Source organism: Conexibacter stalactiti (genome assembly GCF_033542075.1).
Lineage (GTDB): Bacteria > Actinomycetota > Thermoleophilia > Solirubrobacterales > Solirubrobacteraceae > Conexibacter > Conexibacter stalactiti.
This window is the reverse complement of record NZ_JAWSTH010000022.1, coordinates 56,599-70,862: the sequence shown is the minus strand read 5'-3', so window position 1 is coordinate 70,862 and position 14,264 is coordinate 56,599. Positions and strand designations below refer to the sequence as shown.

General features: G+C 73.7%; 9 protein-coding genes. 5 read left to right on the top strand and 4 right to left on the bottom strand.

From position 1 onward, the window contains the following. The coding region (locus R7226_RS10790; protein ID WP_318597147.1) for an SDR family oxidoreductase at window positions 1-1,278 on the bottom strand (1,278 nt) is incomplete at its 3' end. A gap of 169 nt (window positions 1,279-1,447) precedes the next feature. Beyond that, window positions 1,448-3,022, bottom strand: a complete 1,575-nt coding sequence (locus R7226_RS10785) for a DUF4394 domain-containing protein (protein ID WP_318597146.1) — start codon at window positions 3,020-3,022, stop codon at window positions 1,448-1,450. A 196-nt stretch (window positions 3,023-3,218) separates the two neighbouring features. Between R7226_RS10785 and R7226_RS10780 the strand changes: the two genes are divergently transcribed. Beyond that, complete coding sequence (locus R7226_RS10780; RefSeq protein ID WP_318597145.1) at window positions 3,219-5,249, top strand: glycerophosphodiester phosphodiesterase family protein; 2,031 nt, start codon at window positions 3,219-3,221, stop codon at window positions 5,247-5,249. 9 nt (window positions 5,250-5,258) lie between these two features. On the opposite strand, the gene R7226_RS10775 is transcribed toward R7226_RS10780, so the two are convergent. Then, entirely contained in the window at window positions 5,259-6,857 is a 1,599-nt protein-coding gene (locus R7226_RS10775) for a diguanylate cyclase (RefSeq protein ID WP_318597144.1), read from the bottom strand. A gap of 84 nt (window positions 6,858-6,941) precedes the next feature. Here R7226_RS10775 and R7226_RS10770 point away from each other — a divergent pair, with 84 nt between their 5' ends. The 4 genes from R7226_RS10770 to R7226_RS10755 all read left to right on the top strand — a co-directional run bounded on the left by R7226_RS10770 (window position 6,942) and on the right by R7226_RS10755 (window position 13,545). After that, the gene (locus R7226_RS10770) at window positions 6,942-7,382 is read left to right on the top strand and encodes a DUF1801 domain-containing protein (RefSeq protein ID WP_318597143.1); all 441 of its coding nucleotides are present in this window, start codon (window positions 6,942-6,944) and stop codon (window positions 7,380-7,382) included. 9 nt (window positions 7,383-7,391) lie between these two features. Further along, complete coding sequence (locus tag R7226_RS10765) at window positions 7,392-7,835, top strand: SixA phosphatase family protein (protein WP_318597141.1); 444 nt, start codon at window positions 7,392-7,394, stop codon at window positions 7,833-7,835. A 152-nt stretch (window positions 7,836-7,987) separates the two neighbouring features. Continuing rightward, window positions 7,988-10,510 (top strand): alpha-L-rhamnosidase C-terminal domain-containing protein, encoded by a 2,523-nt coding sequence (locus R7226_RS10760; protein WP_318597140.1) that lies wholly within the window; start codon window positions 7,988-7,990, stop codon window positions 10,508-10,510. After that, entirely contained in the window at window positions 10,507-13,545 is a 3,039-nt protein-coding gene (locus tag R7226_RS10755; protein ID WP_318597139.1) for an alpha-L-rhamnosidase-related protein, read from the top strand. Before R7226_RS10760 ends, R7226_RS10755 begins: the two co-directional genes overlap by 4 nt. 110 nt (window positions 13,546-13,655) lie before the next feature. Here R7226_RS10755 and R7226_RS10750 read toward each other — a convergent pair whose 3' ends face one another. Next, complete coding sequence (locus tag R7226_RS10750) at window positions 13,656-14,030, bottom strand: hypothetical protein (RefSeq protein WP_318597137.1); 375 nt, start codon at window positions 14,028-14,030, stop codon at window positions 13,656-13,658. Window positions 14,031-14,264 lie beyond the last annotated feature (234 nt).

Sequence of the window (14,264 nt, the reverse complement as noted above, 5' to 3'; positions counted from 1 at the left end):
GGCCGTCGCCGCGGCGGTCGCGGCCGCGGCGGCGGTCGACGACGCGGCCGGCGCGAGCACCGGCGCGGCCGGCACGATCACCCGCGGTTGACGACGGCGCGCCTGCGCCGCCGCTTCGACGCGTGTCAGCGGCCGGCGGCCCCACTGCGCCGTGACGGCATAGCCGACGAGTCTGTCGAAGTAGTCCTGCAACGGCGTCACCTCGATCCCTTCGTGCGCGAGCGTGCTCCGCGCGCGCGTCGTGTCGTAACGCGCCCGCAGCGCGAAGTACGGATAGAAGACGGTGCTGCGCTCCAGCCAGCGGCGTCTGGCGCCGCTGCTGCGCCGCAGCAGCGCCTGGTGAACGGTGCGCTGGTAGAGCGCGGGCGGCAGCGCGTACGGACGGCTGCGCTCGAACGTGTCGGCAGACATGTCGATCAGCTCGCCGACGCTGCTCGCCTGCGGACCGGCCGCGAGGCTGTAGGTGCGGCCGGGCTCGCCCTCGACGCCGCCGCCGGCCAGCGCGTAGATCGCGTCGGCGACGTAGTCGACCGGCACGACGTCGACCGGCGAGGCGCGGCGGGCCGGCATCACCGGCGTCGTGGCGCCCTTCGCGAACGCCTTCAGCGGCGCGTAGATGACGTTGAAGGCGGGGGTCCAGCCGGAGTCGCGCTCGCCGACGACGATGCTCGGGCGAAAGACCTGCAGCGGCAGCCGGCCGGCGTGCTCTCGCACGAGCTTCTCGGCCTCCCACTTCGTCCGCTCGTACGTGTTGCGGTGGTCCTGGCCGAGGTCGAGGTCGTCCTCGCCGAAGACCCCTCTGTGGGTGCCGGCGACGTAGGCGGTCGAGACGTGCGAGAAGCGCCGCAGGCCGCCGCGCCGCTGCGCCAGCAGCGCGAGCTCCAGCATGTTGCGCGTGCCCTCGACGTTGATCGTGCGCGCCTCCTCCAGCGGCAGCGTGAACTCGACCGAGGCGGCCGAGTGGACGATCTCGACGACCTGCTCGGCGAGCGTGTCGCGCTGCGCCGCGGTCAGGCCGAGGCCGGGCTCGGCGAGGTCGGCGCGGATCGCTCTAAGACGGTCGTCATAGCGTTCCGCGTCGGGCAGCACGTCGTGCACGGCGGCGCGCAGCCGCGCGGCAGCCTCGGCGTCGTCGGCGGCGCGCACGAGCGCGTAGACGGTGCGCTGCCCGCGTTCGAGGTAGCGCGCGAGCAGTTCCATTCCGAGGAACCCGGTCGCGCCGGTCAGCAGCACCGGTCCGTCGGCGAGCGTCATGTCGGTCGGCTGCGGCGTGAGCATGCCAGACAGGTTGCCGGTGCCACGGAGCCGCCGGTATCGCCAACGGGACGAACCTCCCCTCACGCTGTTTGGACGCCGGTCGAAGAGGTTCGAGCGGTCAGGTGGGGAATGAGGTGAGCCCGCGACCGCAGGGGGTGGACGGCCGCGGGCTCGTGGGGGAGACGGTGGTTCAGCGGCGCGGCACGGTGACGGTCACCAGCCGCGTGCTCGTGCGTGAGTTGCCGGCGGCGTCGGTCGCCGTCACGCGCACGCGCACCTTGAAGGCGCGGCGCGGAGTGCCGACGAGCTTGCGGACCGGCTTCAGCGTCGTGCTGCGGGTCGCCGTCGAGGCGCCGAATCTGCGACCGGCGAGCGTCAGGCGGTACGCGGCGGCGAGGCGGGCGCTGCGCGGCGCGGCTTCCAGCGCGAACGCGAGCGAGGCGCGCTCGTCGACACGCGCGCTGACTCTGATGCCGCGCTTGAGGAAGGCGGCCAGCGTCACTCTGCCGGGCGCCGACAGGGTCGCGCGCGGCGCTCTGCGATCGGGCGCGGGGGTCGCCGCCGGGGGCGCGTCGTCGTCGGCGATCGTGACGGTCGCGCTTGCCGGCGCGCCGAGCGTCAGCGGCGCGGCCGCCTCCGACAGCGCGACGGTGAAGGTCGCGTTCGGCTCATCGGCGGAGTCCTGCTTGGTCGCGAGCGCGATCGTCTTGCTCGTCTCGCCGGGCGCGAACGTCAGCACCCCGCCGGCCGGCACGTAGTCGGCGCTCGTCGCGCTGCCGTCGGCGGTCGCGTAGCGGACGCTCGCACTGCCGTTGGCGGGGCCGCTGCGCGTCACCGTCAGCGTCGTGCCGGCGCCCTCGGTGACCGTCGCCGCGGCGGTGGAGAACTGCGCCGTGGTCGTCGGCAGCACGGCGAAGGCGTGCAGCGGCAGCGCGAGCTGGCCGACGAGCGTCGCCGCGCCGGTCGCCGATGCGACGGTGTAGAGACTGTCGGCGGCCGTGCCCGGGCGCGCGGTCGCGTAGGCGGTGCCGCCGGGGGAGACGTCGAGGTTGAGCGCGAACGGGTCGCCGCTGGTGATCCCGAGCGCGCCGACCGCGAAGAGCTGGCCGAGGTTCGGCGACGGCGTCGAGTTGACGCCGCCGATCGTCACGAGCGATGAGGTCGCGTGCGCGAGGCCGAACAGCGTCGTGCCGGTCGTGGCGTCGCCGTCGACGCGGTCGTAGCCGGCCGCCGCGACCGCGAAGCCCGGCGTCAGGTCGGTGTCGTTGATCGGCGCGTCGCCGCGGGCGCCGTTGTTCGGGTTGATGCGCAGGTTCTCGTTCGCCGTGTTGACGACGCGGATGCGGTCGACGGTGTGGTTGAAGTCGACGCCGTAGGCGGCGGGCAGCGCGAGGTCGCCGGTCGACGTGATCCCGGTCAGCGGGGAGCCGACCTGCGTCGCCTGGCCTGTGCCGGTGTCGATCCGGTACGTCCGCAGCGTGTCGTCGGCGGCGCCGTGGACGACGCCGATCGCGTACAGCGTCGAGGCGTCGGCGGGCGCGCCGGCGAGCGGCACGAAGCGGAAGTCGATTCCGCTGACGTACTCGCCCGGCTGCAGGCCCGCGATCGGCCGGATGCTCGTGAAGCTGCCGGGTCTGGCGGTGTCGAAGGTCACGAGCGCGTTGCCGGGCGTCACGCCGGCGGCCGGCTCGGCGGCGGCCGGCGCGGCGCCGGCCAGCGTCGCGAGCAGCGCGCCGCTCGTCGCGATCCATGTACGTCGCTGCATGGTGTCCCCTCCGGGATTTGGCGTGGCGATTTGCTGCCGGGGCCTGCTCGTCCCTACGTAACCGCGGCGAGAACGGACGCCCGTGAAACCTCGCACGTGCCCATGCTGACGCGTCACCGCTGCTTCACAACCGGCCGCCGCGACGCGGCTAGCTTGCGCGCCGCTCGTCCCACCGCTCTCCCGACCAAGGAGCCAGATGCCGTCCCACCTGCTGCGCGCGGCGCTCGCCGCGGCCGCGCTGACCGCTGCGCTGCCGACCGCCGCCGCGATCGCCGCCCCGCGCCAGTCGTTCGACCTGCAAGCCCACCGCGGCGGGCTCGGGCTGCGCTCGGAGTCGACGCTCGCCAGCTTCGGCAACGCCATGAGACTGGGCGTGACGACGCTGGAGCTGGACATCCAGATCACGCGCGACGGCGTCGCGGTCGTCTCGCATGACCGCAGAGTGCAGGGCGCCAAGTGCCAGGACACGGCGCCGGCGACGGACGGCGACCCCGACTATCCGTACGTCGGTGACTGGGTCAAGGACCTGACGCTCGCGCAGGTCAAGACGCTCGACTGCGGCTCCAGACGGCTCGCCGACCATCCCGCTCAGGAGACCGTCCCCGGCGCGCGGGTCCCGACGCTCGCCGAGGTCTTCGCGCTCGTCAAGCGCTACGACGCGCCGGTCAGGCTCAACGTCGAGACGAAGTACGAGGCCGGCACGACGGAGACCGCGCCGCTGGAGCAGTTCGTGCAGGCGCTCGCGCGCGAGACGCGCAGAACGGGGCTGCTTGGCCGCGTCAGCCACCAGAGCTTCGCGTGGGCGACGCTGAAGCGGATGCACGAGGTCGAGCCGCGGATCCCGACGGTCGCGCTGATGGAGCCGTGGAGACGGCTCGACGGCTCTGAGAGAGCGAACTACAGAACCTGGTTCGACCTCGATCCGGCCGACTACGACGGCGATCTCGTGCGCGCCGCCGCGAGCTTCCGGCCCGACGCGATCTCGCCGGTCCACGCCTACCAGCAGAACGGCAGAGTGAGCGATCCCGGCTACACGCCGTTCACGACCGCCGCGCTGGTGCGCGACGCCCACCGCCTCGGGCTGAAGGTCGTGCCGTGGACGGTCGACGACCCGGCGACGATGCGCAAGCTGATCGACGACGGCGTCGACGGCATCATCACCGACTACCCCGACCGGCTGCGCGAGGTGATGCGCGGCGAGCGGCTGCGGCTGCCCGCCGTCACGCCCGCGCCGTTCGACGTGCAGGCGCACCGCGGCGGCCGCGCCCACCGGCCGGAGAACACGCTCGCCGCGTTCCGCTGGGCGCTCGAGCAGCCGGGCATCTCGACGCTGGAGCTGGACACCGTCGTCACGCGCGACGGCGCGCTCGTCGTCTCGCACGACCGCACCGTCAACGGCTCGCACTGCGCGGACACCGCGCCGGTGCGCGAGGGCGACCGCCAGTTCCCCTACGTCGGCAGAGCGATCCGCGAGCTGACGCTGGCGCAGGTGCGGACGCTCGACTGCGGCAGCACGACGCCGCCGTCGCTGCCCGCCCAGGAGGCGGCGCCGGGCGAGCGGATCCCGACGCTGCGCGAGGTGCTCGGGCTGGTGCTCTCCAGCGACCGCGACGACATCCGCCTCAACGTCGAGACGAAGCTCTCGCCGCTGGCGCCGCTGGAGGGCGCGGACCCGGGCGAGCACGCGCGGCTGCTGGTCGGTGAGCTGAAGCGCGCGCGGCTGCTGAAGCGCGCGACGGTGCAGTCGTTCGACTGGCGCACGATCGTCGCGGCGCGCAAGCTCGACCGCCGCGTGCAGACGGTCGCGCTCGTGTGGCAGTACGGGCCGGCCGAGTGCGTCACGCTCGCCGACGAGTGCTCGCTGCAGGCGCTCTACGGCGAGCCGAGCGTGAAGAGCCCGTGGACCGCCGGCTTCGACTGGTGGCGCGAGCAGGACCTCGGCAAGCTCGTGCGCCGCGCCGGCGCCGGCGTCGTCTCCGCCAACTGGCAGGTGCACGACCCGGCGCAGGTCGCCGCTCCGAGCGACGACTGGTACGTCCGCACCGACCCGGCGTACTTCCACGGACCCGACGTGGCGGGCCTCCACGAGCAGGGGCTGCAGGTCGTCCCCTACACGCTCGACGACCCGGCGGTGCTGCAGCGCGCGATCGACCTCGGCGTCGACGGCGTCATCAGCGACGACCCGCTCAGAGCGATCGCGGTCGCGACGCGCAACGGGCTGCGCTGAGCGGCGCCGTCAGGTCGCCGACAGGTCCGGCTCGCCGAGGGGGTGCGGCGGGCCGGGCGTCGCCGCCTCGGCGACCTCGACGCGGTCGCGGCCGGCGCGCTTGGCGGCGTAGAGCGCGCGGTCGGCGGCCTGCATCAGCGTGTGCGCCTCGAGCGCGTGGATGCCGAGCACGGCGACGCCGAAGGAGGCGGTCAGGCGCGTCTCGTCGAGGTCCAGCTCGATCGCCGCTATCGCGCGGCGCAGCTCCTCGGCGACCCTCATCGCGCCTTCGATCGGCGTGTCAGGCAGCAGCACGGCGAACTCCTCGCCGCCGCTGCGGGCGGCCAGGTCGCTGTCGCGCAGGCCGCCGCGCAGCGCCTCGCCGACGGCGACCAGCGCGCGGTCGCCGGCGTCGTGGCCGTGCGTGTCGTTGAGCTGCTTGAAGTGGTCGATGTCGAGCACGACGAGCGCCAGCGGGCGGCGGCTGCGGCCGGCCTGGGCCAGCATCCGCTTGAGCGCGTCCTGGAAGGCCCAGCGGTTCGGCAGCCCGGTCAGCGCGTCGGTCGTCGCGCGCGACTGCGCGAGCGCGAGCGTGCGCAGGCCGGAGAGGATCGGCGCCGCCTGCGCGAGGCTGTCGGTGACGACCCGCTCGCCGCGCGCGGCGCGGCCGCTGTCGTCCTGCACGTTGACGGCCCCGATGATGCCGTCACCGACGACCAGCGGCCGACAGGCCGACGGCCCGGCTCTGCCGCAGACCTCGCAGGCGACGAGCGGCTCGTGCTCGCGCTGCACGTGCGGCGCGCCGCGGCGGATCGCGAGGCAGTCGCGGGGACGCGCGTCGCGCAGACCCGCCTGCAGCGGCGAGCCGGCCGCGATGGCGGTGCCGGACTCCAGCCGCTCGTTGCCCGCGCTGCGGCGCAGCACCGTCACCTCGCTGCCCTCCAGCTGGCGCTCGAGGTGGCGCTTGAGCAGCGCGTCGGCCTCGGCCTCGTCGCCGGCCGCCTGCATCGCGGCGGCGAACTCGGCCTGGTCGGCGTTGTAGCGGCGCTCCTTCGTCGCACCGCGGCGCAGCAGCAGCAGAGCGATCCCGCCGAGCAGCAGGCTGATCATCACGATCATCACGAGCGCGCGCGTCAGCAGCTGGTCGGCGCGCTTGTCGCTCTGCTGGTCGAGCAGCTCCTGGTAGCGCGCGTGCTCGGCGCGGAAGGCGTCGATCGGGCCTTCGCGCGTTCTCAGCTCGGCGTCGAATCTTCTGTCGTCGATCGTGAGCGATCTGACGTCGTCGGCGGCCAGCGCCTCCCACTTGTCCTGTGCGACGTCGAGGCGTCGCAGCGCGTCGCGGGCCTCGTCGCTGTCGGCCAGCTCCAGCTCCTGCTGGATCAGCGCGTCGAAGCGGTGGCGGGCGTCGGTGTACGGCTCCAGGTACGGGTCCTCGAAGGTGCTGAGGAAGCCGCGCACGCCGATCTCCTGATCGAGCATCGCGGCGAGCAGCTGCTGCGAGGCCTCACTGCGCTCGAACTGTTGGTCGGTGTCGCGCTTGACGGCCCCGAAGACGAGCACCAGCGCGATGATCCAGCCGGCGAGCAGACCGCCGAAGAGAAGCGTGGGGAGGATCCGTCTGAACGACATCTCCCCGGGGGATCGACCGCGAGCCGCGCGGGCTTGAGCGAAGCTGGCGGCGTTGCGCGCCCCACCTTCGTAGGATCGACCGTCGTGAGCGAGCCGGCGCAGACGGTCGAGCAGTTCCTCGCGGCGCTGCCGCCGCCGCGTCGCGCGGCCGCCGAGGCGCTGTTGGCGACGATCCGCGCGCACCTGCCGCAGGGCTTCGCCGAGCGGATGAACTACGGGATGGTCACGTTCACGACGGCCGGCGGGCTGGCGCTGGTCTCGGTCGCCGACCACGGCTACTACGGCGCGCTCTACGTCAACTGCGTCGAGCCGGGCGCCGAGGAGCGCCTTTACGCGCGCTGGCGTGCGACCGGCACGCCGCTCGAGACCGGCAGCCGCGCCGTCCGCTTTCGCGACGCGGGCGATCTGGCGCTGGAGGTCGTCGGCGAGTTCGTCGCGGGCGGCGACGCCGAGGCGCTCGCGGCCGCGTACGGGCGGGCGCGGCGGCCGCCTCCGCCCGCCTCGCGGCCGCCGGCGCGGCGGTAGGCTGCGCGCATGATCTGGCTGCTGCGCCACGGCGACGCGCACGACCCCGAGCCGGGGCAGTCTGACGCGGAGCGGCCGCTGACCGAGAAGGGCGAGCGGCAGGCGCGCGCGGCCGGCGTCGCGCTCGCGCGGCTCGGCGTCGAGATCGACTGCTGCCTGGCGAGCCCGCGCGTGCGCGCACGGGAGACGGCGCGGCTGGCCTGCGAGGCGCTCGGCGTGGAGGTCGAGATCGAGCCGGTGCTGCAGGGCGGCCGCTTCGAGCCCGAGGCGCTCGCCGCGGGGCGCGGGTCGCAGGTGCTGCTGGTCGGCCATGAGCCCGACTTCTCGCGCGCGGTGCGCGAGCTGACCGGCGCGGTCGCGCAGATGAAGAAGGGCGGCCTCGCCGGCTGCGACCCGGGCCTGCTGCACGTGCTCCTGCGCCCGGCAGAGCTGCGCGCGATCGCCGGCGCGTAGGCCGCGCGCGCGGGGCGACTGGCGCCGCCGCGCGCTTCCTGACAGTTCACTCACGATCGCATCTGTGCGTTTCTGTACGCCAGTGGTTGGGTAACGACCAGCGGTGACCGTCGCGGTGCCACGCGGCGGGGTCGAAACCAGCAGGAGGAGAGATGTCCCCAGGCCCGCTCGGCGCCGCGCTCAGCGCTGCTCCGAAACCGACCGCCGCGCGCCGCGCGGCGGCCGTCGGCATGCTCGCGCTGGCCGCGAGCGCCGCATTCGGCGCCGCGCCGGCGAGCGCGAGACCGCCCCGCGACGACGGACCCGGCCGCGCGCTCGGGCTGCCGTCGCTCGACACCGCCCAGCGCTACAACCTGTCGCCGGCCTCGCGCACGCTGACCCCGGTCGCGCTCGACGACGCGACCGCGCTCAACGCCGACTTCGTGACCGCCGCGTCGCGCGCCTCCGAGGAGGACGCGCACCGGCTCGACGCCGACCCGACCAGCAGACGCGCCAAGATCGGCGGCAGCTGGGTCCGCAGCGCCGGCGCCGGCGAGCCGCTCGCCGAGTTCTCCTACTCGCTGCTGCGCCCGCGCGGCGGCGGTCAGGTGCGGCTGCGGATCGAGGAGGCCGGCGCCGAGCTGGCCGAGTACGACGTGCTCGTCAACGGCGTCAAGGTCCACCACCGCGGCCCCAACCCGCGGGAGCGCGGCTCCTACGGCGGCCAGGTCGGCCTCGTCCACTACGAGATCGACCTGCCGCGCGCCGCGCTCGACAAGCGCCGCGGCGACCGCTTCCGCCTCACCTTCCGCAACGCCGACGACCCCGGCCCCGGCGCGCGGATCGCGCAGGTCTGGTCGATCGGCGGCGAATCCCGTCGCGGCAGCGACCCGGCCGCGCCGTACGGCGGCACCGTCACCAACGCCCGCGCGCTCGCCGGCGGCCGTGGCAGCGCGACGCTGCGCGGCGACGTCTTGAGCCGCCCATACGCGATCGTCGACTTCGGCAAGGAGGTCGGCGGCGACGTGACGGTCCGCGCCAAGCGGCTCGACGGCGCGCCGAAGGTCTCCTTCGCCTTCTCCGAGAGCAAGCAGTTCATGACGAGCGCCTCGGACTACTCGGCCGACCCGGTCGGCGTCGTGACCGAGACCGAGACGGTCAAGGTCCCCGCCGGCACCAGCACGATCTCCCCGCCCGACGGTCGCGGCGGCTTCCGCTACCTGATGGTGTGGCTGAGCGGACCGGGCGCCGTCGAGCTGTCGGACCTGAAGCTCAGCTTCGAGGCGGCGCCGCTGCAGAGAGACCTGCGCGACTACGCCGGCGCGTTCCTCAGCTCCGACGACCAGCTCAACCGCTTCTGGTACTCCGGCGCCTACACCGTTCAGCTGTCGACGATCGACCCGCAGACCGGGCGCCGCTACCCGGCCGAGCCCGGCCCGCCGCACAACGACGCGAGAATCGGCGACGGCCCCTCGGTGATCGTCGACGCGCCGAAGCGCGACCGCTTCATCTGGGGCGGCGACCTCGTCGTCGCCAACCCGGTCGCGTACCTGACGACGCACGACACGCTCAGCCCGCAGCTCGCCTTCGACTGGCTGTCGGCCAGACCGAGCCCCGAGGGGCAGCCGGCCGGCGTCTACATCCCGCTCGAGGACGGCAACGGCTGGTGGATGAACTGGGGCGAGTACGCGCTCTGGTGGGTGATCAACTACGAGAACCACTGGCGCTACACCGCCGACAGAGCGTTCCTCGACAGATGGTTCGACCAGCTCGTCGCGACGATCGGCTGGGCGCGCGCGAACGTCGATCCCGCCGACGACCTGCTCAAGACGCCGGCCGCGGCCGGCGGCCACTGGGGCTACGGCATCGGCGGCACGAAGGAGACGTACAACAACGCGCTGCTCGTGCACGCGCTGCGCGTCGGCGCGACCGTCGCCGAGCAGCAGGGCAGAGGCGACCTCGCCGCCGACTGGCGCGCGCAGGCGGACAGAACGGCCGCCGCGATCAACGGCGCGCTGTGGGACGAGGCGACCGGCGCCTATGTCCTGCAGCCGGGCTCGACCGCGCACCCGCAGGACGCCAACACGCTCGCCGTCCTCGCCGGGGTCGCGCCGGCTGAGCGCTCCGACCGCGTGCTGTCGTTCCTGCGCAGCGGATGGACGGCGATCGGCTCGCCGAGCGTCGACGTCGAGGGCAGCCCGGTGCCGCGCTACATCAGCCCGTTCGTCTCGACCTTCGAGCTCGACGCGCTGGCCGGAAACGGCCGCACCGACGACGCGCTCGACCTGCTGAAGCGGACCTGGGGCCACATGCTGAAGGGCGATCAGACCGGCACGTTCTGGGAGAACATCTCGCTCTCCGGCGGCCCCCAGCTCGGCTCCTACACGTCGTACTCGCACGGCTGGGGCGCCGCGCCGACGACCTTCCTGACCAACACCGTGCTCGGCGTCAAGCCGACCGGCGCCGGCTTCTCGGAGTTCGTCGTCGAGCCGCACGTGCCGGCCGGGCTGCAGTGGGCGCAGGGCCGCGTGCCGACGCCGAAGGGCGACGTCGACGTCGCCTGGAAGCGCACCCGCGACGGCCGCCTGACGGTCGCCGTCAGCGCACCGCCCGGGACGACGTACACGGTGAGAATGCCGGGAGCGGAGCCACGCACGCTGACGGGCTCCACCACCACGACGGGAGCGATCCGATGAACCGCCCTGCGAAGGGACTGCTTGCTGCCGCCCTCGTCGTGATGGTGGGGAGCGGGACAGCCGATGCGGCCCGCCCCGCGCCCGCGACCGACCCGTCGGGGCCGTGGCGCTCCGACGACCACCGCCCGCGCAGAGGCGCCTGGCGCGACTACGTGCTGGCGCCGTCGGGCCGCTCGCTGGCGGCCGAGTCGATCCTGCAGGCGACCCCGCGCGGCGGCGCGATCGACGGCGACGCGAACGCCGCGCTGCGCGCCGACGGGCGGGCCGTCAGATTGACCAGCATCGGCGATCGCACGACCTCGCCGCTGCTGGCGCTCGACTTCGGTCAGGAGATCGGCGGCCACGTGCGCGTGAAGCTCAGCGGCGCCTCGCCGACCCCGCCGAGACTGCACGCCTGCTTCAGCGAGTCCAAGCGCTACCGCGCGCTCGGGACGCGCAACGACGGCCAGGCGAGATTCGCGCCCGGCTGCGACACCGCCAACATCTGGGTCGGCTTCCCCGGCACCGCCTACACCTACGACGCCGACAGCCACACGCTCGACATCCCGGCGACGCTGCCGGGCGAGGCGTACGACAGAACGCTGCGCGGCGGCTTCCGCTATCTGACGCTGTTCCTCGACGGCCCCGGCTCGCTCGACGTCGACGCCGTCACGGTCGACTACACGCCCGAGCCCTCGCGCAGGGACCCGTCGAAGCTGGCCGGCTGGTTCAACAGCTCCGACGAGGAGCTGAACAAGATCTGGCACGCCGGCGTCTACACCGTGCAGGTCAACACCGACAAGGCGAGCACGGCGAAGTCGTGGCCGTACAGAGACGGAGAGCGCGACCACGCCGACGGGCAGCTGCCGCACCTCGGTCCCGACGACGAGGTGATCTACGACGGCGGCAAGCGCGACCGGCTCGTCTGGCAGGGCGACCTCGCCGTGCAGAACCCGGTCGCCTACCTGTCGACCTGGAACCTGGCGGCGGTCGACAACTCGCTCGTGCACCTCGCCAAGCAGCAGCTCGACGACGGCTTCGTGCCGGCCTCCTCGCAGATGGGGCCGCACAACGCGGGCGAGCAGCGCAACTACGGCGAGTACGTCACCTGGTTCCTCTTCAACATGGCCGAGCACTACCGCTACACCGGCGACCGCGCCTTCGTGCGGCAGTGGTGGCCCGCGCTCAGAAGAGCCGCGGCGTGGCTGGAGAGCGTCCGCCAGCAGGACCCCAGAGGTCTGATCGGCTTCGCCGACGTCAGATCGTGCGGCCACTACGGCTACTCCGACTGCGGCCACGAGACCTACGTCAACGCGCTCTACAAGCGCAACCTCGACCAGCTCGCGACGCTCGCGGGCGCGCTCGGCGACACGGCCGCGGCGAGAACGTACGCCGCGCGCGCGGACGAGGTCGCGAGAGCGATCGAGGCGCAGCTGTGGGACGAGCAGGCCGGCGCCTACCGCCTCAGCCGTGAGCTGCCGGCGGTGCATCCGCAGGACGGCAACGCGGCGGCGGTCCTGACCGGCGTCGCGAGCGGCGCCAGAGCGTCACGCGCGCTCGCGTTCCTGCGCGCCAACACCTGGTCGCGCTACGGCTCGCTGACGGTCAGCCCCGACGAGCCGAACGCGTCGCTGCCGGCCTTCTACGCGCCGCTCCCGAGCGGCTTCGAGGCGGAGGCGCGCTTCGGCCTCGCCGACGACCCGCGCGGCCTCCAGGCCGAGGACGGGATCGCGCTGCTGAAGCGCTTCTGGGGCCACCAGCTGCGGCAGGATCCCGGCTCGACCTTCGTCGAGCACCTGCTGCCGAGCGGCTACCCGAGCCTGTCGCAGTTCTCCTCGCTCGCGCACGGCTGGGCGAGCGGGCCGACGGTCGTGCTCAGCCGCAGAGTGCTCGGCGTCGACCCGACCGCGGCCGGCTACGAGCGCTTCGACGTCGCACCTCAGCCGGCCGGCCTGAGCTGGGCCGAGGGCGCCGTCCCGACGCCGCACGGTCAGGTCGCGACGAGCTGGACGCGCCGCGGCGACGACCTGCGGATCGAGCTGACGGTGCCGCGCGGCACGACCGGCCGCGCGAGCGTGCCGACCTTCGGGCGGACCGTGCAGGTGCGTCGCGACGGGCGGCTCGTGTGGGATGGCAGACGCGCGCTGGCTGCCGGCGTCAGCCGCGCCGGCGACCGGATCCTCGTCGACGGCCTCACGCGTGGGCGCCACGTCGTGCGCGGCGAGGCGATCGGCGCGGGCGCGCGCGACGAGCTGCGGCTCGCCGTCACGCCCGCGCGCGCGACCGTCGAGCCGGGCGACCTCGTCGCTGTCAAGGTCGGCCTCAGCGGCGTCGCTCGCGCCGACCTCGCCGGTGACCTGACGGTCTCGAGCTCCGATCCCGATTGGGAGGTCAGCCCGAAGACGACGCGCTTCGCGCTCGACTCCGACGGCCGCCCGGTCTCCGACACGCTGAAGGCGTACGTCGTCGTGCCCGACGACGCGACCTCCGGCAGACGCACGATCACCGTCACCGCGCGCACGCGCGGCGGCGCGAGCGCGAGCGGCACGACGACGCTGTCGCTGACGGCGCGCAGAACCCTGTTCGGCTTCGAGCAGGACACGGAGGGCTGGCAGGCCGGCGCGAACGTCAGCGGCCTCGCGCGCGTGACGTCGTTCGCGAACGGGCCGGGCAAGCCGTCCGAGGGTGCGGGCGCGCTGGAGGCGACGGCGAGATCGGTCGCGGCGAGCGCGCTGAAGTCGGTCTCCGTCACGCCGGCGAGAGTGCTCGACCTGAGCGCGGCGAGCGAGCTGCACGTGATGCTCGACGCCTACGGCGGCGCGCCCGGCGCCAGCGGCTACGAGGCGGTCCTGACCGTCACCGGCGCCGGCGGCGAGACGAGAACGGTCACCACCGCGGTCAGCGCCGACGCCTGGAACCGCGTCTCGCTCGACCTCGCCGGCTGGGCCGGTCGCACGGCCGTCTCCAGAGTCGAGGTCGGCTTCCGCGCGACCGGCTCCGACACGCTCTGGCAGCCGCGCTTCCAGCTCGACGACGTCGGCATCACCAGCGGCTGAGCAGGTTCTGAGGGGCGGCGGCGGCCGGGCCGGGCGCGCAGGCGCCCGGCCCGGGCCACTGGCCAGGGTGGTCGGTGCAGGCGAACACGGCGTGCTCGCCCGCACCAGCGTCAGATCGTCGACACCGACGCCGAGACGACCCGTCGAGATCTGTCGAACGTGAAGTGAAGCCACGCCAGATCGGTCCCGGGATCTTCAGCGAGCGCGTACGACCACCCGTCCGGGGTGTTGAACATCGGCTCTCCGAGCTGCGTGCGGAGAGCCGAGGTCGATCTTCCGGTGAACACGCCGCAGCGAGCGATCGCCTTCGCGTCCTCGCGGATCCGCTTCTCGCCGCCAGGGCCAGCGGCTTGGGCCGCGCGCCACGCGCCCGCATCGAAGCGGTAGCTCCCGCAGTCAACGCCGTCGCGGCTGAGGATCAGGAACGCGGCGACAGCGGCCAGCACCAGGCCAGCCGCCGTCACGAGCGCCAGTGAGCGTCTCAACCGGAGCACGACGTTCGCTCCGCGACTCGGCTCTGTTGCGCATCGCGTTGCGGACGGCAGTCGCGTTTCTCGTGCAGCCCTCGCCGTGAGGAGACCATTGGCAGCCCTGTTGGTGGTAGAGGTGGGTGACCATCTTCTCGGTCTGGGGGCCGCGGACCCGCCATGCCGTTGTCCGCCGGTCCAGCCACGCTCAGCAAAATCCATCCGTACGTCCAGCGGTTCCCGGGTATGGCA